This is a genomic window from Pseudomonas sp. BF-B-30 (assembly GCF_019956305.1).
GTDB lineage: Bacteria > Pseudomonadota > Gammaproteobacteria > Pseudomonadales > Pseudomonadaceae > Aquipseudomonas > Aquipseudomonas jessenii.
Window position 1 is genome coordinate 195957 of record NZ_JAHBDG010000044.1, and the last position, 20867, is coordinate 216823.

Here is a 20867-nt window from a genome sequence, read left to right on the forward strand (position 1 = left end):
GGCCATTTATGCGGATCATCAGTGTGAACGTCAATGGTATTCAGGCTGCAGTCGAGCGTGGTTTGCTCAGTTGGCTGCAAGCACAGAATGCCGACGTCATCTGCCTGCAGGACACCCGTGCCTCCGCCTTTGAACTGGATGACCCAGCCTTCCAACTGGATGGCTACTTCCTTTATGCCTGCGATGCTGAAGTCCCCGCCCAAGGTGGCGTGGCTTTGTATTCGCGGCTGCAACCGAAGGCTGTCATCAGCGGTCTCGGTTTCGAGACGGCCGACCGCTACGGGCGCTACCTGCAAGCAGATTTCGACAAAGTCAGTATTGCCACCTTGCTGCTTCCTTCGGGGATGAACGGCGATGAGGATTTGAACCAGAAGTTCAAGCTCATGGACGACTTCGGCAAGTACCTGGACAAGCAGCGGCGCAAACGCCGCGAGTACATTTATTGTGGCTCGCTGTACGTGGCGCAGCAGAAGCTCGACATCAAGAACTGGCGCGACAGCCAGCAATCTCCGGGCTTCCTGGCACCTGAACGTGCCTGGATGGACGAGATTGTCGGCAACATGGGTTATGTCGACGCCCTGCGGGAAGTCAGCCGGGAAGGCGACCAGTACAGCTGGTGGCCGGACAACGAACAGGCGGAGATGCTCAACCTCGGTTGGCGCTTCGACTATCAACTGCTGACCCCGGGCCTGCGCCGCTTCGTACGCAGCGCACGCCTGCCACGCCAGCCGCGGTTCTCGCAACACGCGCCGCTGATCGTGGACTACGACTGGACGCTGACGATCTAAGTGATTTTTCACTGAGCAGTATGACGGATGGTCGAAAAAATGCCCGTATCGCAAGATACGGGCATTTTTTTATGCACTCTATCCAGAGGTTCCCATCGACCAGAACTTCAAGCCGCGGCGAAAAACGGCAGAGCGAGATACAACTTGATCACAATGACATTAATGATGTCGATGAAGAAAGCGCCCACCATGGGCACCACCAGGAACGCTATCTGCGAAGGCCCGTAGCGCTGCGTCACCGCTTGCATGTTAGCGATGGCAGTTGGCGTGGCCCCCAGTCCAAAACCGCAGTGTCCTGCCGCCAGTACAGCCGCATCGTAGTTACTACCCATGACCCTGAACGTCACGAAAATCGCAAACAGTGCCATGACCAGCGTTTGCGCCGCAAGGATGATGAAGATCGGCAAAGCCAATGCGGCCAGATCCCAGAGTTTGAGTGACATGAGAGCAATTGCCAGAAACAGCGACAAGCTGACATTCCCAAGCACGGAGACTTCACGCTCAAACACTTGATACAAGCCAAGCGCTGAAAGCCCGTTTCGCAAAAGTACACCCACGAACAAGACACAAACGAACGTCGGCAACTCGAATGCGCTTCCGTGGAGCATCTCGTTCAGAAGAGTACCTGCCAGCAGGCTGACGGCGATCAGCGCGAGCGTCTCGATAAACGAAAAGGGTGTGATCGAGCGCTCTTTGTTTGGCTGTTCAAAGCCTTTTGGCACCCGTGGTTTTTCTTGATCAACGCAGCCGGGTACTTGTACGCGCTTGATGAGGTGGCGAGCAACTGGCCCACCGATCAATCCGCCCAGCACCAATCCAAACGTCGCAGAGGCCATCGCAAGCTCGGAGGCAGATGCCAGACCGTACTTCTCACTGAACGTAGCCCCCCATGCAGCACCCGTACCGTGGCCGCCGGCCAACGTAACCGAGCCTGTCAGCAGGCCCATCAAGGGATCGAGCCCCAAGAGACTCGCAAGACCGATACCCATGGCATTCTGGACCAGTAAAAGCCCGGTGACCGCCAGTATGAAAACACCCACCACCCGCCCGCCCTTCTTCAGGCTGGCGAAATCTGCACTCAAGCCAATGGTGGCGAAAAACGCCAACATCAAGGGTGTCTGCAACGAAGTGTCGAACCGGACCTCAGCATCAAAGCCGCGCAAAACCAGGAGAACCAAGGCAACCACCAGGCCACCTGCTACAGGTTCGGGGATATTGTAGGCGCGTAAAAAACCGACACGCGTGACAAGTCCGCGCCCCAGCAAAAGTACTAAAGAGGCCGCTACTAATGTTCCATAAAAATCGAGCTGAAGCATTCTGGATATTCTTGCTTATATATTCAGGGGCGAACTTTTTACCTGGACACGCCTCTTGAACAGGTTGATGGATCTCAACACTGATTGGTATTAGATTCAGGAGCCGTCAATGGTCTGAATATATCGAAATATTTCTTGATAAATATTGCTTGGGCCAACCTTATCAACCGCCAAGTCCAATTGCCAAGCCTACAAGCGGCACTGAGCTTTGCAGTTTGTGTCTAAACGTGTAAAAAATATTATGCGCACGAATTAACTTAGTTTGAATAGCGAGCAACAAAACACGCAATAATAGAGATTAATCTGATTGCAAAAAAACAAATGCCCCGACATGTCGGGGCATTTGTTTTGAATTGCGCTGAAGTGTGCGTCAAACAACAGCAGTGTCTTGGCTTACTTGATCAACCGCCATGTGAACGGATACCGATAAGGCTGCCCTTCATTGGCCTTCACCCCGGCAATGATCGTTAGCACCAGCGCACCGATCGCGATCAGGCCAAACAGGAAGAACCCGATAATCACCAGCATCAGCAAGAAGCAGATAGCCGAGGCGATCGCCACCGTTATCTGAAAGTTCAGCGCTTCCTTGCCCTGGGCATCGATGAACGGGTCCATCTCGCGCTTGATCTGCCAGAGAATCAGCGGGCCGATGATCGTACCGAACGGAATCCAGATCCCCAGCAAGGCGGACAAGTGGCAAAACATGGCCCACTGACGCGCCTCTTGGCTCGGCGTGGGCAGCGGCAGTTGCTCGTCACTCATGGTGTCCTCCTTGTCTGGAGCAGCCCGGTCAGTCGGCCAGGGCGGCCTTTTGCAGTTCGAAGATCTCGTTCATGCCTTTCTTGGCCAGTTCGAGCATGGCGTTCAGCTCTTCAGGCTGGAACGGCGCGCCTTCGGCAGTGCCCTGGACTTCGATGAAGCCGCCAGCGCTGGTCATTACCACGTTCAGGTCAGTCTCGGCGGCCGAGTCTTCCAGGTAATCGAGGTCGAGCACCGGTTCACCCTTGTACATGCCCACGGAAACAGCGGCGATCATCTGTTTGACCGGGTCGCCGCCCTTCAGGCCGCCACGCTTCTTGATGACTTTCAAGGCATCGATCAGCGCCACCATGGAGCCGGTGATCGAAGCCGTGCGGGTGCCGCCATCAGCCTGGATCACATCGCAGTCGACGTACAGGGTGATGTCGCCCAGTTTGGACATGTCCAGCGCAGCGCGCAGGGAGCGACCGATCAGACGCTGGATTTCCAGGGTGCGGCCGCCTTGCTTGCCACGGCTGGCTTCACGCTGGTTACGCTCGCCGGTAGCACGCGGCAGCATGCCGTACTCGGCAGTCAACCAACCCTGGCCCTGTCCTTTCAGGAAACGCGGTACGCCCGGTTCAACGCTGACGGTGCAGATGACCTTGGTATCACCGAACTCGACCAGCACAGAACCCTCGGCGTGTTTGGTGTAGTTGCGGGTGATGCGGATCGAGCGGAGCTGATCGGCAGCGCGACCACTTGGACGTATCATAGGGAGTACCTGTACTGGGGACGGAAAACTGCGGAGCATTATAGAGCCGACGGCCGCCACTGGGCACTTCTAAAAAAATCCGCCGACGACCGAGGGCTCTGTACCGCACGCCGCTGCAGGCCTGCCGCTCTTTGTCACACTGTGTGTTTGGGCGCATCCGCGCCACTGCGCTACAATCCTGCGCCTTTGCTGCCAGTCGGCTTTAATTCATTGATATCGGATTCCCGGAACCTTGGTTCTGTGCCGATCTGCCTTGCGAGGTACCTCCATGGTGCACAGCATGACCGCCTTCGCCCGCGTCGAGAAAGCCGGCGTCCAGGGCACCCTGAGCTGGGAACTGCGCTCGGTCAACAGCCGCTACCTGGAACCCCATCTGCGTCTGCCGGAGTCCTTTCGCGACCTCGAGGGCGCTGTTCGTGAAGCCCTGCGCCAGGGTGTATCGCGGGGCAAGCTTGAATGCACCCTGCGCTTCACCGAAGAAAACACCGGCAAGGCGCTGCAAATCGATCAGGAGCGCGCCGCGCAACTGGTCGCCGCCGCCGAGACCATCGCCAGCCTGATCAAGAATCCGGCAGCGCTGAACCCGCTGGAGGTCCTTGCCTGGCCCGGCGTACTGGTAGGCGACGCCACCGACCCGCAAGCCTTGAACGCCGAAGCGCTGGCACTGTTCAATCAGGGCCTCAAGGAGCTGAAGGCCGGCCGCGAGCGCGAAGGCGCGGAGCTGGCGCGGCTGATCAACGAGCGCCTGAGCGCCATCGAAGAAGACGTGGTGACCTTGCGCGAACTGGTCCCGCAAATGCTCGCCACCCAGCGCCAGAAAGTCCTCGACCGTTTCGCCGACATGAAGGCCGAGATGGATCCGCAGCGCCTGGAGCAGGAAATGGTCATGCTCGCGCAAAAAAGTGACGTCGCCGAAGAACTGGATCGCCTGAGCACTCACATCATCGAAGTTCGCCGGGTGCTCAAATCCGGCGGTGCCGCCGGTCGGCGCCTGGACTTCCTGATGCAGGAACTCAACCGCGAAGCCAATACACTGGGCTCCAAAGCCTTCGACCCGCGCAGCACCCAGGCTGCGGTCAACCTCAAGGTGTTGATCGAGCAGATGCGCGAACAAGTGCAGAATATTGAGTAAGGCTACCCCGACATGACACACAGCACCGGCACCCTGTACATCATTTCCGCTCCTTCGGGCGCGGGCAAGAGCAGTCTGGTCAAGGCTTTGACCGACGCAAATCCGGAGATCCGCGTCTCGGTCTCCCACACCACCCGCGCCATGCGCCCCGGTGAAGTGAATGGCGTGAACTATCACTTCGTCGACCGCAGCGAGTTCGTGAAGATGATCGAGCACGGGGACTTCCTCGAGCGCGCCGAAGTGTTCGGCAACCTCTACGGCACCTCGCAAAGCCACCTGCAGCAAACCCTGGACGAAGGCCACGACCTGATTCTGGAAATCGACTGGCAAGGTGCCGAGCAAGTGCGCAAGCTGATGCCTCAGGCCCGCTCGATCTTCATTCTGCCGCCGTCATTGCAGGCCCTGCACCAGCGCCTGACCAATCGCGGCCAGGACAGTGACGAAGTCATCGACGGCCGGATGCGCGAAGCCGTCAGCGAAATGAGCCACTACGTCGACTACGACTACCTGATCATCAACGACGATTTCGCCCACGCGCTGCACGATCTGAAGGCGATTTTCCGCGCCAATCAGCTGATTCAAAAGCGTCAGCAACAGCGTCACGGCAAATTGCTGGCTGAATTGCTCGGTTAATCAGCTCTTCCCAAAACCGCTGCAAGGGCTTTACATTGGTACTTGCAGCGCGTTGAAGGGCTTGGTCAAAAAATCAGCGCTTCCCTAAACGCTGGTGATTTTTTAAACTGTCGAGTCCGCTCGCCCATCCGGGCAGCGCGCATATTGCATTTGCTACGAGGAAGACCATGGCCCGCGTAACCGTTGAAGACTGCCTAGAACACGTGGATAACCGCTTTGAGCTGGTCATGCTCTCTACCAAGCGTGCCCGTCAACTGGCCACCGGCGGCAAAGAGCCGAAAGTAGCATGGGAAAACGACAAGCCTACCGTCGTTGCCCTGCGCGAAATCGCTGAAGGCCTGATCGACTACGCAGCTATCGCCGAAGCCGAAATCGTTGAAGATGAACCGCTTTTTGCTGCATTCGAGGACGAGTCCAACGAGGCCGTCTAAGCCTATGCCTGGTCGACGTAGCACGGCGCGGGATAAAAGCTTACGGCAGGAGACATCATGCCGAGCATAGACGCCCTCGCCGATCGCTTATCGACCTACCTCGGCAAGGACCAGGTCAACCTGGTCCGCCGAGCGTATTTCTACGCCGAACAAGCCCACGACGGCCAACGCCGCCGTAGCGGCGAGGCGTACGTCACGCACCCACTCGCGGTTGCGAATATTCTTGCCGACATGCACATGGACCATCAGAGCCTGATGGCCGCGATGCTGCATGACGTGATCGAAGACACCGGTATTGCCAAGGAAGCGCTGCAAGCGCAGTTCGGCGAAACCGTGGCGGAACTCGTCGACGGGGTCAGCAAACTGACCCAGATGAATTTCGAGACCAAGGCCGAGGCCCAAGCCGAAAACTTCCAGAAAATGGCCATGGCCATGGCCCGCGACATTCGCGTGATCCTGGTCAAGCTGGCCGACCGCCTGCACAACATGCGCACGCTGGAAGTGCTGTCCGGCGAAAAACGCCGGCGCATCGCCAAGGAAACCCTGGAAATCTATGCGCCCATCGCCAACCGGCTGGGCATGCACGCCATCCGCATAGAGTTCGAAGACCTCGGTTTCAAGGCCATGCACCCGATGCGTTCCGCGCGGATCTACCAGGCCGTCAAACGCGCCCGGGGCAACCGCAAGGAAATCGTCAACAAGATCGAAGAATCCTTAAGCCACTGCCTGGCCATCGATGGCATCCAGGGCGAGGTCAGCGGTCGCCAGAAACACCTCTACGGCATCTACAAGAAAATGCGCGGCAAGCGTCGGGCCTTCAACGAGATCATGGACGTCTACGCGTTCCGGATCATCGTCGACAAGGTCGATACCTGCTACCGCGTGCTGGGTGCTGTACATAACTTATATAAACCGCTGCCGGGGCGCTTCAAGGATTACATCGCGATCCCCAAGGCCAACGGCTATCAGTCGCTGCACACCACGCTGTTTGGCATGCACGGTGTGCCGATCGAGATCCAGATCCGCACCCGCGAAATGGAAGAGATGGCCAACAACGGCATCGCCGCCCATTGGCTGTACAAATCCAGCGGCGACGAGCAGCCAAAAGGCACCCATGCCCGCGCCCGCCAGTGGGTCAAGGGCGTGCTGGAAATGCAGCAACGCGCCGGCAACTCGCTGGAATTCATCGAAAGCGTGAAGATCGACCTGTTCCCGGACGAGGTCTACGTGTTCACGCCCAAAGGCCGGATCATGGAGCTGCCCAAGGGCTCCACGGCGGTCGACTTCGCTTACGCGGTGCACACCGACGTCGGCAACAGCTGCATCGCCTGCCGGATCAACCGTCGACTCGCGCCTCTGTCCGAACCGCTGCAAAGCGGCTCCACGGTCGAGATCGTCAGCGCTCCCGGCGCACGGCCGAACCCGGCCTGGCTCAACTTCGTGGTCACCGGCAAGGCGCGCACACACATACGCCACGCACTGAAGCTGCAACGCCGCTCCGAATCCATCAGCCTCGGCGAGCGCCTGCTGAACAAGGTCCTCAACGGGTTCGACAGCTCGCTGGAGAAAATCCCGGCCGAGCGCATCAAGGCCATGCTGGTCGAGTACCGCCTGGAACTGATCGAAGACCTGCTGGAAGATATCGGCCTGGGCAATCGCATGGCCTATGTAGTGGCCCGCCGGTTGCTGGGCGAAGGCGAACAGTTGCCAAGCCCTGAAGGCCCGCTGGCGATTCGCGGCACCGAAGGCCTGGTGCTCAGCTACGCCAAGTGTTGCACGCCGATCCCGGGTGACCCGATTGTCGGCCACCTGTCCGCCGGCAAAGGCATGGTCGTGCACCTGGACAACTGCCGCAATATCAGCGAAATCCGCCACAACCCGGAAAAATGCATCCAGCTCTCGTGGGCCAAGGATGTCACCGGCGAATTCAACGTCGAGCTGCGCGTCGAGCTGGAGCACCAGCGCGGCCTGATCGCCCTGCTGGCCAGCAGCGTCAACGCCGCCGACGGCAACATCGAGAAAATCAGCATGGACGAACGCGATGGGCGCATCAGCGTGGTCCAGTTGGTGGTCAGCGTGCACGACCGCGTGCACCTGGCCCGCGTGATCAAGAAACTGCGCGCCTTGACCGGGGTGATTCGCATCACCCGCATGCGCGCCTAAGCCCCTAATTACAAGGAGTCCTACATGACCAAGACTGTTATCACCAGCGACAAGGCCCCGGCCGCCATCGGTACTTACTCCCAGGCGATCAAGGCTGGCAACACCGTTTACATGTCGGGTCAGATTCCCCTGGACCCAAAAACCATGGAACTGGTTGAAGGCTTCGAAGCCCAGACCGTCCAGGTATTCGAGAACCTCAAGGCCGTGGCTGAAGCTGCCGGCGGTTCGTTCAAGGACATCGTCAAGCTGAACATCTTCCTCACCGACCTGAGCCACTTCGCCAAGGTCAACGAGATCATGGGCAAGTACTTCGACCAGCCTTACCCTGCACGCGCCGCCATCGGCGTAGCCGCCCTGCCAAAGGGTTCGCAGGTCGAAATGGATGCCATCCTGGTCATCGAGTAATGCGTACGGCGCAGCCTCGGGCTGCGCCGACTGCTCTGCTGTAAAGAAAGCTTGAAAGGATTCCACCATGCGCAACGCGCTTGTTCTCTCGCTGCTTGCCCTGTTCCTGGGCGGATGTGCCAGCAACCCTGCCGACCGTGACATCAGCGGCACCTGGATCAACCAGGTGGCGATCGATGCTGCCGCCAAAGGCGTCCCCCTGCGTGAAGCGCTCCAGGCCTATGGCCCGAACCTGGAATGGGACATCAACACCAAGGCCGGTCAGGCCCGCTACACCAACGGTTTTGAAAATGTCGATGGCAAGCTGCTGGGTGAAGACTCCGGCGCCTGGAAAGTCGACTTTTATGGCAGCTCGGCCAGTGAGCTGAAGCGTGACGGCAAGCAACTGAGCCAGTCCGCCAGCGACAATGAGCCTGAGCAAGTCTTCGACCGCGTACAGATCCAGGTACCGGATGGCGCACCGATGGGTGCCACCTTCGAGCGTGCCCTGTATTCAGCCTACATGGGTGGCGGCTGGACAATCGTCAACGGCCCGGGCGAAGGCAACACGGTTCAATTCCAGGCCGACGGCCAGGTGACCGGCCTGCCGGGCAGCGACCGCTATGCGTTGTGCCTGGCCGGCGATTGCGCATCCATGAGCGGCGGCAATGACAACATTTGGCTGCAACTCAATGGCCAGGGCAACGCCTGGATCTTTGCGCGCAAGGGCAAAGAGCTGGAGATTTTCCAGACCGTGAACACGGCGCAGGCGGACGAGATGCCTCAATACACGCCGGGTGATCGCAAGTGGTTGCTGGAGAAGCAATAACCCGGATCTAGCTGCAAAGAAGTTTTAATGTGGGAGCGGGCTTGCTCGCGAAGGCTATCTATCATTCAACGTTGATGTTGACTGATACACCGCTTTCGCGAGCAAGCCCGCTCCCACATTTTGGTTTCTGGTGACTGAATGTCAGCAGCGCCCTTCAATGATCGCCGCATACCCCTCGCGAAAACTCGGATACTTCGGCGTCCAGCCCAACGCTTTGGCCCGCGCATTGCTGCAGCGCTTGCTGCCAGTGCGACGCACGCTGTCGTCATCGGCCCATTCGGTCACACCCAGATATTCGCGCAACCAGCCCACCACATCGGCCAGCGCTGCCGGCGCGTCATCGACGCCGATGTAGACATCATCCAGCGCCACGCCTCGCCGATCCGCCTCAAGCAGGCACGCGATCAACCCTGCGGCATCGTCGGCATGAATCCGATTGGCATACAACGGTGGCTCGACCGCCACGCGATAACCCCGGCGCACCTGGGTCAGCAGCCATTCACGGCCGGGACCGTAAATGCCGGTCAGGCGCACGATACTGGCCGGAATGCCGCTCTTGAGGGCAAGTTGCTCGGCTTCGAGCATCACACGTCCGGAATAGCCCGCCGCCACGGCCGGTGAAGCCTCGTCGACCCATTCGCCATTCTGCTGACCGTAGACACTGCTGCTGGAAACGAACAACAGGCGATTGGGCATCTGCCCGTAGTCGTCCAGCCACTCCAGCACATGCTCCAGACCCTGAACATACGCAGCGCGGTAACCGGCTTCGTCGTGATCGGTGGCCGCCGCGCAATACACCAGGTAATCCACGGCGCCGATTGGCCAAGTGTCCGGGCAGTCTTTGTTGAACAGGTCACCGGCCACGCCGATGACGCCCTTGGGCAGGCGTGAAACGTCGCGTCGCAGGCCATGGACCTCCCATCCCGCCGCCAGCAATTGTGTGGCCAGGCGGCTGCCGACATCACCGCAGCCGGCGATCAAAACAGTAGGCGCAGACATCAGAAAACTCCCATCGGAAAGCCACAGACTAGCGCCGGCAACAGACAGGCGGCTAGTAATGCAGGAAAAAAAGAGACGCTATTACTTCTGTTAACAAGAATTACTTGCAATAATGCCTCCCCACTTTTGTTCTCGGCCTTCGAGGCCTGGAAGAACATCACCCGTTTTTTCTCTCAGGTCCGGCCAGCATGACACGCAATCAATTCTCCGCTTCGCCAACCAAACGACCTCGCGCCTGGAGCGCGGTGGCCGCCCTGTTCTTCAGCCTGATGCTCGCGCCAGTCGCCGCTTTCGCCGATGCCCAGGCGCCAGCCACACCAGCCGCCACCGCGCCTGCGCCGGCCGATCACGCCGCCCCGGCCGTTGCTCCGGTCGCGACCGATCCTGCCCAGGCCGCACCGACAGAAGCGTTGGGTGAAGACGTCCCTGAAGTCCTCGAAGCCGACAACACCCTGGGCATGGCCCACGACCTGTCGCCGTGGGGCATGTACAAGAACGCCGACATCATCGTGAAAATCGTGATGATCGGCCTGGCCATCGCCTCGATCATCACCTGGACCATCTGGATCGCCAAGGGTCTTGAGCTGATGGGCGCCAAGCGTCGTCTGCGCGGTGAAATCGCTCAACTGAAAAAATCCACCTCCCTCAAGGAAGCCAGCGCCACCGCGGCGAAGGAAGGCACCCTGGCCAACCTGCTGGTACATGATGCCCTTGAAGAGATGCGCCTGTCGGTCAACAGCCGTGAGAAAGAAGGCATCAAGGAACGCGTCAGCTTCCGTCTTGAGCGCCTGGTCGCGGCCTGCGGTCGCAACATGAGCAGCGGCACCGGCGTGCTGGCCACCATCGGTTCCACCGCGCCGTTCGTCGGCCTGTTCGGTACCGTATGGGGCATCATGAACAGCTTCATCGGCATCGCCAAGACCCAGACCACCAACCTCGCCGTCGTCGCCCCCGGTATCGCCGAAGCCTTGCTGGCTACCGCGCTGGGCCTGGTTGCAGCTATCCCTGCGGTCGTGATCTACAACGTCTTTGCCCGCTCCATCGCCGGTTACAAGGCTCAGGTGTCCGATGCGTCGGCACAGGTCCTGCTGTTGGTCAGCCGCGACCTCGACCACCAGCCTGAGCGCAGCTCGCAACCGCACATGGTGAAAGTGGGGTAATCGGCCATGGGCCTGCATTTGAAAGAAGGGGCAGACGACGATCTGGCCGAAAACCACGAAATCAACGTTACGCCGTTCATTGACGTGATGTTGGTGCTGTTGATCATTTTCATGGTGGCGGCTCCGCTGGCCACCGTGGACATCAAGGTCGACCTGCCCGCCTCGACCGCCAAGCCGGCTCCGCGGCCAGAGAAACCGGTGTTCCTCAGCGTCAAGGCTGACCAGCGCCTGTTCCTTGGTGAAGACGAAGTGAAGGCCGAAGCACTCGGCGCCACCCTCGACGCCAAGACCCAGGGCAAGAAAGACACGACAATCTTCTTCCAGGCCGACAAAGGCGTGGATTACGGCGACCTGATGAGCGTGATGGACAACCTGCGTTCCGCCGGTTACCTGAAGGTAGGTCTGGTCGGACTCGAGACGGCAGCCAAGAAATGATCACGACGCGCCATAAGCTGACGCGTTACAGCGGTAGCCTGGCCGTGGTGCTGGGCGTTCACGCGCTGGCCATCGCGCTGGCGTTGAACTGGTCCGCCCGTCCGCCCATCGAATTGCCCCCTCAGGCAATGATGGTCGAACTGGCACCGGTTCCTGCCCCGCCACCGCCTGCCCCGCCGAAGGTCGTCACCCCGCCGCAGCCACCGGCTCCGGTTGAAGAACTGCCGATACCCAAGCTCGCTGAAGCGCCGAAAGCTGAAATTGCCGTGCCCAAGCCGGTCAAACCCAAGCCGAAGCCGCAACCGCCCAAGCCGGTAGAGAAAAAACCCGAACCGCCGAAGGAAAAACCGGCCGAGGAAAAGCCTGCCGAAACGCAACAGACTCAGGCACCAACGGAGAAATCCGCCCAGCCTGCGCCGGGCCCATCGCCTGCTCAATTGGCGGCCAAGGCCAGTTGGCAAGGCACGCTGTTGGCACACCTGCAGAAGTACAAAAAGTACCCTGCAAGTGCCCAGGCGCGGGGCAAGGAAGGCATGAACCGTCTGCGTTTCGTCGTGGATGCCGAAGGCAATGTGTTGTCGTTTGAGCTGGTAGGCGCCTCGGGCACTGCCGATCTGGACCGGGCCACTCTGGAAATGATCCGTCGCGCCCAACCGCTGCCCAAGCCACCGGCCGACATGCTGACCAATGGCTCCATCGAAATCGTTGCACCGTTTGTTTATTCGCTGGAAAAACGCCGGCGGTAAATGTGGGAGCGGGCTTGCTCGCGAAGAGGCCGACACATTCAACATCCATGTTGATTGGCACACCGCTTTCGCGAGCAAGCCCGCCCCCCATGATCACGCTTCAACGATAAAAGGCACCGAAAGGTGCCTTTCGCTTATCTGCCAGCGGCAAACCGGTATAACCCGGTGTCACGCGACAGTCTCAGTCTGATAACGTGCGTCTATCGATTGCAGCCGGTATGCTTGGCCCGCAACTACATGGACGCTTGCTATGACCCTCACAGAATTACGCTACATCGTTACCCTCGCCCAAGAGCAGCACTTCGGCCACGCGGCCGAGCGTTGCCACGTCAGCCAGCCGACCCTGTCGGTGGGTGTGAAAAAGCTTGAAGACGAACTCGGTGTGCTGATTTTCGAGCGCAGCAAAAGCGCCGTGCGCCTGACGCCGGTCGGCGAAGGCATCGTGGCCCAGGCCCAAAAGGTATTGGAACAAGCCCAAGGCATCCGCGAACTGGCCCAGGCCGGCAAGAACCAGCTGACCGCCCCACTCAAAGTCGGCGCGATCTACACCGTCGGGCCGTACCTGTTTCCGCATCTGATTCCACAACTGCACCGGGTCGCCCCGCAGATGCCGTTGTACATCGAAGAAAACTTCACCCACGTGCTGCGCGACAAACTGCGCAACGGCGAGCTCGACGCGATCATCATCGCCCTGCCGTTCAATGAAGCCGACGTGCTGACCCTGCAGCTCTACGACGAGCCGTTCTACGTGCTGATGCCGGCGCAGCACCCGTGGACACAAAAGGAATCCATCGACGCCAGCCTGCTCAATGACAAGAGCCTGTTGCTGCTCGGCGAAGGCCACTGCTTCCGCGATCAGGTATTGGAAGCCTGCCCGACCCTGACCAAAGGCAACGACGGCGCCAAGCACACCACGGTGGAATCCAGCTCCCTGGAAACCATTCGCCACATGGTCGCCTCGGGTCTCGGGATTTCGATCCTGCCGTTGTCGGCGGTCGACAGCCATCACTACGCCCCCGGCGTAATCGAGGTGCGTCCGTTGTCGGCACCCGTACCGTTCCGCACCGTGGCCATTGCCTGGCGCGCCAGCTTCCCGCGCCCGAAAGCGATTGAAATCCTCGCCGACTCCATTCGCCTGTGCTCGGTGGCCAAGCCAGCGGCGCAAGTCGCTGCGGGCTAAGCAACGGTCATGAGCGAGTTGTCGCAAGTGTCGGTGACGGCACTCAAGGGTGTCGGTGAAGCCATGGCCGAGAAACTGGCCAAGGTCGGCCTGGAAAACCTCCAGGACGTGTTGTTTCACCTGCCCCTGCGTTATCAGGACCGCACTCGCGTGGTGCCGATCGGCGCACTGCGGCCCGGTCAGGATGCGGTCATCGAAGGCACTGTCAGCGGTGCCGATGTGGTCATGGGGCGTCGGCGCAGCCTGGTGGTCCGGTTGCAGGATGGCACCGGCGGACTCAGCCTGCGCTTCTACCATTTCAGCAACGCGCAAAAGGAAGGCCTCAAACGCGGCACGCGGATTCGCTGCTACGGCGAAGCGCGGCCCGGTGCTTCGGGGCTGGAGATCTACCACCCGGAATACCGCGCCATCACCGGCGACGAACCGCCGCCAGTGGATGAAACCCTGACCCCGGTCTACCCGCTCACCGAGGGCCTGACCCAACAGCGCTTGCGCCAGTTGTGCATGCAGACCCTCACCCTGCTCGGCCCCAGCAGCCTGCCCGACTGGCTGCCGAGCGAACTGGCCCGCGACTACCAACTGGCGCCGCTGGCCGATGCGATCCGCTACCTGCACAACCCGCCCGCCGATGCCGACGTCGATGAACTGGCCCTCGGTCACCACTGGGCGCAGCACCGTCTGGCTTTCGAAGAACTGCTGACCCATCAACTGTCGCAACAGCGCCTTCGTGAAAGCATGCGCGCCCTGCGTGCTCCAGCGATGCCCAAGGCAACGAAGCTGCCAGCCAAATACCTGGCCAACCTCGGCTTCAGCCCGACCGGTGCCCAGCAGCGGGTTGGCAACGAAATCGCCTATGACCTCAGCCAGCACGAACCGATGCTGCGGCTGATCCAGGGCGATGTCGGCGCCGGCAAAACCGTGGTCGCCGCCCTTGCCGCGCTGCAAGCGCTGGAGGCCGGTTATCAGGTTGCGCTGATGGCGCCCACCGAGATTCTCGCCGAGCAGCACTTCATCACCTTCAAGCGCTGGCTCGAACCGCTGGGCATCGAAGTCGCATGGTTGGCCGGCAAGCTCAAGGGCAAGAACCGCGTCGCCGCACTGGAGCAAATCGCCAACGGCACGCCGATGGTGGTCGGCACCCACGCGCTGTTCCAGGACGAAGTGCAATTCAAGAACCTGGCACTGGTGATCATCGACGAACAGCACCGTTTCGGCGTACAGCAGCGTCTGGCCCTGCGGCAGAAAGGCGTCGGCGGGCGCATGTGCCCGCACCAGCTGATCATGACCGCCACGCCGATTCCGCGCACGCTGGCCATGAGTGCCTACGCCGACCTCGACACCTCGATCCTCGACGAACTGCCCCCCGGCCGAACCCCGGTCAACACCGTGCTGATCACCGACACCCGGCGGGTCGAAGTCATCGAGCGAGTGCGCAGCGCTTGCGCAGAAGGGCGTCAGGCCTATTGGGTGTGCACGCTGATCGAAGAGTCGGAAGAGCTGACCTGCCAGGCCGCCGAAACCACGTTTGAGGACCTTACCGCCGCCCTCGGCGAACTGAAAGTCGGGCTGATCCACGGCCGCATGAAGCCTGCGGAAAAAGCCGCGGTGATGGCCGAATTCAAGGCCGGCAACCTGCAATTGCTGGTCGCGACCACGGTGATCGAAGTCGGCGTGGACGTGCCCAACGCCAGCCTGATGATCATCGAGAACCCTGAACGCCTGGGCCTGGCGCAATTGCACCAGTTGCGCGGCCGCGTCGGCCGGGGCAGCGCCGTCAGCCATTGCGTGCTGCTCTACCATCCGCCGCTGTCGCAGATCGGCCGCCAGCGCCTGGGCATCATGCGTGAAACCAACGATGGTTTCGTCATCGCCGAAAAGGATCTGGAACTGCGCGGCCCCGGCGAAATGCTCGGCACCCGGCAGACAGGTTTACTTCAATTCAAGGTCGCCGACCTGATGCGCGATGCCGATTTGCTGCCCGCCGTGCGGGATGCCGCCCAGGCATTGCTCGAGCGCTGGCCGACCCACGTCAGCCCGCTACTCGATCGATGGCTGCGTCATGGCCAACAATACGGCCAAGTGTGACAACCGTCACGGTTTCTGAGGCGTGGCCCCAAGCAAGCTGGTTATACTCCTGCAATTGTTTAAGTCCGGATACAGACCATGACCGACGTTGCCTTCGCACCCGACACCCCGCACGCTCCGTCGGTTATTCGGCTGATGCTGGGCAAGCTGGGCATTGCCTACGAAGAGGTGCTGGACCGTCACGGTCTCAATGCCGCGCGCAAAGTGCAGGCTGTTCTCCTGGATGACAGCATTGGCGTATTGATGGTGCTGTTCCCGCAGAGCCAATTGCTGGACCTCAATCGCCTGACCGAGCTCACCGGTCGCCGCCTCGCCGCCGTACCCACCGAACGCCTGACAAAAATGCTCGGCAAGCACAATCTCAGCTTGCTGCCGGGCTTGCCGGCGCTGACCAGTTCACCGTGCCTGTATGACGAAAGCCTGCTGCGCGAGCCGAAGTTGCTGATCAACTCCGGTGAGCCGGGCGTGCTGCTGGAAATCACCAGCGAAGACTTCAAGGCGACCATGCTGACCAAGGCCAGCGCCGCCAACTTCGGCGAAAACCTGACCAGCATCCGTCCCAACCTCGACCGCCCCGATGACGACCGCGAGGAAATCACCCAGGCCGTCCAGGCGTTCACCGCACGGCGTATCCAGCAGCGTCTGGAAGCGACCATCGAAATTCCGCCGCTGGCCGAAACCGCGCAAAAAATCATCAAGCTGCGCGTCGACCCCAACGCCACCATCGACGACATCACTGGCGTGGTCGAAACCGACCCGGCGCTGGCCGCACAAGTGGTGAGCTGGGCGGCATCGCCCTACTACGCGTCGCCGGGCAAGATCCGCTCCGTTGAAGACGCCATCGTGCGCGTGCTGGGCTTCGACCTGGTGATCAACCTGGCGCTGGGCCTGGCCCTGGGCAAAACCCTGAGCCTGCCCAAGGACCACCCGCAACACTCCACCCCGTACTGGCAGCAATCGATCTACACCGCCGCCGTCATCGAAGGCCTGACCCGCGCCATGCCGCGCGCCCAGCGTCCGGAAGCCGGCCTGACCTACCTCGCCGGCCTGCTGCACAACTTCGGCTACCTGCTGCTGGCCCATGTGTTCCCGCCGCACTTCTCGCTGATCTGCCGTCACCTGGAGGTCAACCCGCACCTGTGCCACAGCTACATCGAGCAACACCTGCTGGGCATCAGCCGCGAACAGATCGGCGCATGGCTGATGCGCCACTGGGACATGCCCGAAGAACTGTCCACGGCGCTGCGCTTCCAGCACGACCCGGCCTACGACGGCGCCTACGCCGAGTACCCGAACCTGGTCTGCCTGGCCGTGCGCCTGCTGCGCAGCCGCAACATCGGCTCCGGCCCCGACGAAGACATCCCCGACGCCCTGCTTGAACGCCTCGGCCTGAGCCGCGAAAAAGCCAACGACGTGGTAAGCAAAGTGCTGGAAGCTGAAGTGTTGCTGCGTGAACTGGCGTCGCAGTTCACGCAGGGCTGAAAAACATCGCGAGCAAGCTCGCTCCCACAAGGATCACCAAAACCTTGTAGGAGCGAGCCTGCTCGCGAAAGTCGTCAACGATGACGCGTGCATCCTGGATAACCGCGGGGGCCTTGAGTTTCTCGCGAGCAAGCTCGCTCCTACACCTTCTTCGGCTTCAAATACTTCGTCAGCCCCTGGAACCAGATCACCAGCGCCGGGTTGCCCTTGATCTGAATCGACTTGTCCTGAATCCCCGTCATGAACGCCAGCTGCTTGTTCTTCGCCTGCATCGTGGCAAAGCCATACGCGGCGTCTTTAAAGGCAATCGCAAACGCAGGCTCGGCATGCACACCCGATTGACTGGTGATGCGCTGGTCCTTCACGCGGAAATGCCGCGCCACTTTCCCGTCCAGGGTCTGCAGTTGAAACACCAGGTCCTTGTCACCCAACTGCTGCTGAAACGCCGGATTGGTCCGGCTGGCCTTACCCATCAACAAACCCAGCATCCACAGCAGAAAACGAAATTTCATGCGTAAGCCTCAGAAGAAAAATGAACGGCTGGGGCAGTTTAACGGCTTCGAACGAGAACGCCACTGTTGTGTATCGTTAGCGGGAGATGATGTTATTTTTGACGCTGATGACTACCAAGTCACGAAACAAATAGAGTGATGCCGTCACTCCCGGCGGGATGCTTCTACCGGCAGAATTTGGCCGATTGCTGCCTGTTTATATCACTGCAGCAGTGTGAAGTTCATTGTCGATCAAGAATACGGAGCATGACGGTCGAACTCGATTTGATTCCCAGCGATGGGTGTTTAAGGAAAGTGCGACTTCGCCCTTAATCCCCTCAACCTTCTCAGACATTTCCTTCGAAATGCCGAGCCCTCCATGAACTAGGCACCCTCCACACCCACCGCCAACCTCTGCCAGCCACCGCAAAAAACGGTGACACGGACGTGCAAGTCCGGTACATATCGCCGCGCAACTGCCTCGCAATCCTTTGAGCATAAACAAGCTTTTTGGATCGCTATATGGCGGCTGTGCGTGGGAGGTCCCTTTGGGGTCTGCCGGGGTCCGATATGCCCGGTCTTGCACACCTGCGTACGGCTGCCACCACATTCGAATGCAAGCGAAACGGTGCCAGTCCCTCACCTACACATATCGGGATATACCAATGACTAAGCCAACACCTAATCCGCCAGAAGATCCGGCTGCATCACCTTACGAATCCCTCGATTCCAAAAAACTCCACGAAGCCGCCGAACGCGCTCTAGATCACTATCTCGCCCCACCAAAACAAACACCAACGAAACGCAGCGGCCAACTCTTCAGCGTCTGCCCGGACATCAACACCGAAGCACTCCTGGCCAACGCCTCGGAAGATCTGCTGTCCATCAGCGCCATCGCCGCTGACCTGGCCGATGATGTAGACGGCTCACGCCGCTCAGTAGCCCTGGCGATCAGTCGCGTGGCTGAGGGGGCGCATTTGCTGGTAGAGCGGGCACTGGATCATCTGGATGAGCCGGAAATGGCGGCGATTCTCGCCAAGCAACAAAGCGGGCTCGGCTGATTCGTCACCCACAAAAAATGGGCACCCAACCCTGGTTGGCGTGCCCATTTTTTATTCCACTCCCCCGCTACGCGGGAGGTGAAAACGGATTACGGATTAACGCTGTCTTTCAACGATTTCCCAGGCTTGAAAGCAACGGTGTTGCTGGCCTTGATTTTGACGGGTTCACCGGTTTGCGGGTTTTTGCCGGTGCGGGCACCGCGATGGCGTTGCAGGAAGGTGCCGAAGCCCACCAGCGTCACGCTGTCTTTGCGGTGCAGGGCACCGGTGATTTCTTCAAGAACGGCGTTGAGAACGCGGTTGGCTTGTTCTTTGGTGAGGTCTGCTTTTTCAGCAATGGCTGCAGCGAGGTCTGGTTTACGCATGTGAGTGAAGCCCCTTTGACGGTTTGTTGTTGTTATGTCCGTGCTGCTCTCTATGGAGCAGCGCCCAAAGCGCCGCAGGTGCTCTACTCTGCGGCAGACGGGAGTGAGGATGGCACGCAGTGAGGCCCCGCGCCAGTATCGGCGCGGCCATTGTTAGGGCAAAAGGGGGGTGATTCCGACAGAACGACCGGTATTTATGCCAACAGGGCCGGAAGCTCTTTGTTCAGGGCCAGTTTTTCCATCACGGCGGCACCGGTGAGGGCGTAACCGAGCAGCTTGCCCGCGGCATCGCGGCATAAAACCTTGATGTCGGCGCCCTGCCCTTCGACTGTCCAGATGCCCTCTGCGCCCCGTGGCGGCGGGGACACCACCAACGGGCAGACCGGGGTCTTGACGGTGATCGGCATCGGGCCATAGGTGACGGCGGTCGGGTTGCCGGCCAGGGTTTGCGCCAGCGCTCGCGCACAGCTCATCAGGGGCATCACGTACAGCAGGTTCAGCCCGTCGACCTCGGCGCAGTCGCCCAGGGCGTAGATGTTGGCGTGGGAAGTCTTCAGGTGCCGGTCGACCATGATGCCGCGGTTGACCTGCAGACCGGCCGCAGCCGCCAGGTCGACGCGCGGTCGCAGGCCAATGGCCGAGACCACCACGTCGCACGGGATCACCTGGCCATCGGACAGGTGCGCTTCCAGGCCGTCAGCCACGCACTGCAGGCGGTTGAGCACCGGCCCGAGGTGGAAGCGAGCGCCAAGGCTTTCGAGGCCTGCCTGCACCGCAGCGGCGGCGGCCGGGTGCAAAAGGGTCGGCATGACCTGTTCGCACGGCGCAACCAGCTGCACTTCGTAGCCACCCAGGGTCAGGTCGTTGGCGAACTCGCAGCCGATCAGGCCGGCGCCGAGCAGCAGCACGCGGCGCTTGCCAGCCGCCGCCGCACGGAAGCGTGCGTAGTCTTCCAGGTCGTTGATCGGGAACACGCAGTCCGCCGCGTCGCCTTCAATGGGTACACGCACGGTTTCGGCGCCCCAGGCCAGGATCAGGTCGCGGTAGATCACCGCTTCTTCACCGATCCACAAGCGCTTGTGGCCCGGGTCGATGCCGCTGATGCGCGTGTGGGTGCGTATTTCAGCCTTGAGCTGTTCGGCCATGGCGCCGGGTTCGGCCATGCTCAGGCCGTCGGCATCCTTGTTTTTGCCGAAGCCGGTGGAGAGCATCGGCTTGGAGTAGGAGCGCCCGTCATCGGCGGTAATCAGCAGCAGCGGGGTTTCGCTATCGAGTTTGCGAAACTCGCGGGCCACGTTGTAGCCAGCCAGGCCGGTGCCAATGATTACGACAGGTGCGTTCATTCCTTACTCCTCAATTATTCAGGCAGCGATTTCGATCATTTCAAAATCCATTTTGCCCACACCGCAGTCCGGGCACAGCCAGTCTGCCGGGACGTCTTCCCAACGGGTGCCCGGCGCAATGCCGTCATCCGGCCAACCGTCGGCTTCGTTGTAGATCAGGCCGCAGACGATACATTGCCACTTTTTCATCAGGTACTTCCTCAGGGTTCAGGCGTTTTGCCGGCCGGACGGTCGATGGTTGTAGCACTGCCGTCCAACTCAGCGCGTTTTGTACTGATCGGAGCCATCGGATGCAAGCCTGTTCGGCGCAACGGCAGGCCATTTCAATCGA

23 protein-coding genes are annotated in these 20867 nt (G+C 60.4%); 15 read left to right on the top strand and 8 right to left on the bottom strand.

All coding sequences use genetic code 11. The features are described 5' to 3' along the window. Positions 1 to 8 precede the first annotated feature (8 nt). Positions 9 to 788, top strand: a complete 780-nt coding sequence (locus KGB29_RS21640) for an exodeoxyribonuclease III (protein ID WP_003229491.1) — start codon at positions 9 to 11, stop codon at positions 786 to 788. 107 nt (positions 789 to 895) lie between these two features. On the opposite strand, the gene gltS is transcribed toward KGB29_RS21640, so the two are convergent. The 3 genes from gltS to rph all read right to left on the bottom strand — a co-directional run bounded on the left by gltS (position 896) and on the right by rph (position 3617). Continuing rightward, complete coding sequence (gltS, locus tag KGB29_RS21645) at positions 896 to 2104, bottom strand: sodium/glutamate symporter (protein ID WP_150812729.1); 1209 nt, start codon at positions 2102 to 2104, stop codon at positions 896 to 898. 393 nt (positions 2105 to 2497) lie between these two features. Next, complete coding sequence (locus KGB29_RS21650; RefSeq protein ID WP_057712740.1) at positions 2498 to 2866, bottom strand: DUF4870 domain-containing protein; 369 nt, start codon at positions 2864 to 2866, stop codon at positions 2498 to 2500. A 28-nt stretch (positions 2867 to 2894) separates the two neighbouring features. After that, complete coding sequence (gene rph, locus KGB29_RS21655; RefSeq protein WP_057395880.1) at positions 2895 to 3617, bottom strand: ribonuclease PH; 723 nt, start codon at positions 3615 to 3617, stop codon at positions 2895 to 2897. A gap of 268 nt (positions 3618 to 3885) precedes the next feature. Between rph and KGB29_RS21660 the strand changes: the two genes are divergently transcribed. From KGB29_RS21660 to KGB29_RS21685, 6 genes are all read left to right on the top strand, one after another. Beyond that, the gene (locus tag KGB29_RS21660) at positions 3886 to 4749 is read left to right on the top strand and encodes a YicC/YloC family endoribonuclease (RefSeq protein WP_057712739.1); all 864 of its coding nucleotides are present in this window, start codon (positions 3886 to 3888) and stop codon (positions 4747 to 4749) included. Between the two features lie 12 nt (positions 4750 to 4761). Beyond that, positions 4762 to 5382, top strand: coding sequence for a guanylate kinase (gene gmk, locus KGB29_RS21665; RefSeq protein WP_046038947.1), 621 nt, complete (start codon positions 4762 to 4764; stop codon positions 5380 to 5382). 167 nt (positions 5383 to 5549) lie between these two features. Next, positions 5550 to 5813 carry a DNA-directed RNA polymerase subunit omega gene (gene rpoZ / locus KGB29_RS21670; protein WP_007921129.1) on the top strand — a complete coding sequence of 88 codons (264 nt, stop codon included), beginning with the start codon at positions 5550 to 5552 and terminating at the stop codon, positions 5811 to 5813. Positions 5814 to 5870: 57 nt separating this feature from the next. Continuing rightward, a complete protein-coding gene (spoT, locus tag KGB29_RS21675) occupies positions 5871 to 7976 on the top strand; it encodes a bifunctional GTP diphosphokinase/guanosine-3',5'-bis pyrophosphate 3'-pyrophosphohydrolase (RefSeq protein WP_150812727.1) in 2106 nt (701 codons plus the stop codon). Positions 7977 to 8000: 24 nt separating this feature from the next. Beyond that, the gene (locus tag KGB29_RS21680; RefSeq protein WP_003229509.1) at positions 8001 to 8381 is read left to right on the top strand and encodes a RidA family protein; all 381 of its coding nucleotides are present in this window, start codon (positions 8001 to 8003) and stop codon (positions 8379 to 8381) included. A gap of 67 nt (positions 8382 to 8448) precedes the next feature. Next, a complete protein-coding gene (locus KGB29_RS21685) occupies positions 8449 to 9189 on the top strand; it encodes a hypothetical protein (RefSeq protein WP_154909786.1) in 741 nt (246 codons plus the stop codon). Positions 9190 to 9330: 141 nt separating this feature from the next. Here the strand turns inward: KGB29_RS21685 and KGB29_RS21690 are convergent, their stop codons facing one another. Continuing rightward, positions 9331 to 10188, bottom strand: a complete 858-nt coding sequence (locus KGB29_RS21690) for an SDR family oxidoreductase (RefSeq protein WP_150812725.1) — start codon at positions 10186 to 10188, stop codon at positions 9331 to 9333. Positions 10189 to 10376: 188 nt separating this feature from the next. On the opposite strand from KGB29_RS21690, the gene exbB reads away from it, so the two are divergent. The 6 genes from exbB (at position 10377) to KGB29_RS21720 (ending at position 17276) form a co-directional block, all read left to right on the top strand. Beyond that, the gene (exbB, locus tag KGB29_RS21695; RefSeq protein ID WP_154909784.1) at positions 10377 to 11348 is read left to right on the top strand and encodes a tonB-system energizer ExbB; all 972 of its coding nucleotides are present in this window, start codon (positions 10377 to 10379) and stop codon (positions 11346 to 11348) included. A 6-nt stretch (positions 11349 to 11354) separates the two neighbouring features. Beyond that, on the top strand, positions 11355 to 11783 hold the full coding sequence (gene exbD / locus KGB29_RS21700; RefSeq protein WP_154860885.1) for a TonB system transport protein ExbD: 429 nt from the start codon (positions 11355 to 11357) through the stop codon (positions 11781 to 11783). Then, positions 11780 to 12529, top strand: coding sequence for an energy transducer TonB (locus KGB29_RS21705; RefSeq protein ID WP_015097375.1), 750 nt, complete (start codon positions 11780 to 11782; stop codon positions 12527 to 12529). The genes exbD and KGB29_RS21705 overlap by 4 nt, the downstream gene beginning before the upstream one ends. A 250-nt stretch (positions 12530 to 12779) precedes the next feature. Beyond that, entirely contained in the window at positions 12780 to 13709 is a 930-nt protein-coding gene (locus KGB29_RS21710; protein WP_008047093.1) for a hydrogen peroxide-inducible genes activator, read from the top strand. Between the two features lie 9 nt (positions 13710 to 13718). After that, positions 13719 to 15794, top strand: a complete 2076-nt coding sequence (gene recG / locus KGB29_RS21715) for an ATP-dependent DNA helicase RecG (protein ID WP_090452170.1) — start codon at positions 13719 to 13721, stop codon at positions 15792 to 15794. Positions 15795 to 15872: 78 nt separating this feature from the next. Then, positions 15873 to 17276, top strand: coding sequence for an aminoacyl-tRNA deacylase and HDOD domain-containing protein (locus KGB29_RS21720; RefSeq protein ID WP_102669407.1), 1404 nt, complete (start codon positions 15873 to 15875; stop codon positions 17274 to 17276). A gap of 140 nt (positions 17277 to 17416) precedes the next feature. On the opposite strand, the gene KGB29_RS21725 is transcribed toward KGB29_RS21720, so the two are convergent. After that, the gene (locus tag KGB29_RS21725) at positions 17417 to 17788 is read right to left on the bottom strand and encodes a hypothetical protein (RefSeq protein ID WP_057395891.1); all 372 of its coding nucleotides are present in this window, start codon (positions 17786 to 17788) and stop codon (positions 17417 to 17419) included. Here KGB29_RS21725 and KGB29_RS21730 point away from each other — a divergent pair. Together KGB29_RS21730 and KGB29_RS21735 are read left to right on the top strand one after the other, a co-directional pair. Further along, entirely contained in the window at positions 17787 to 17927 is a 141-nt protein-coding gene (locus KGB29_RS21730) for a hypothetical protein (RefSeq protein WP_191626082.1), read from the top strand. The genes KGB29_RS21725 and KGB29_RS21730 overlap by 2 nt on opposite strands. A gap of 505 nt (positions 17928 to 18432) precedes the next feature. Beyond that, complete coding sequence (locus tag KGB29_RS21735) at positions 18433 to 18828, top strand: DUF6124 family protein (RefSeq protein WP_102669410.1); 396 nt, start codon at positions 18433 to 18435, stop codon at positions 18826 to 18828. 89 nt (positions 18829 to 18917) lie between these two features. On the opposite strand, the gene KGB29_RS21740 is transcribed toward KGB29_RS21735, so the two are convergent. The 3 genes from KGB29_RS21740 to KGB29_RS21750 form a co-directional block, all read right to left on the bottom strand. After that, positions 18918 to 19193, bottom strand: a complete 276-nt coding sequence (locus KGB29_RS21740; RefSeq protein WP_003195589.1) for an HU family DNA-binding protein — start codon at positions 19191 to 19193, stop codon at positions 18918 to 18920. Between the two features lie 194 nt (positions 19194 to 19387). After that, a complete protein-coding gene (locus KGB29_RS21745) occupies positions 19388 to 20536 on the bottom strand; it encodes an NAD(P)/FAD-dependent oxidoreductase (protein WP_154909780.1) in 1149 nt (382 codons plus the stop codon). An 18-nt stretch (positions 20537 to 20554) separates the two neighbouring features. Beyond that, positions 20555 to 20725 (bottom strand): rubredoxin, encoded by a 171-nt coding sequence (locus KGB29_RS21750; protein ID WP_007995385.1) that lies wholly within the window; start codon positions 20723 to 20725, stop codon positions 20555 to 20557. Positions 20726 to 20867: the final 142 nt, after the last annotated feature.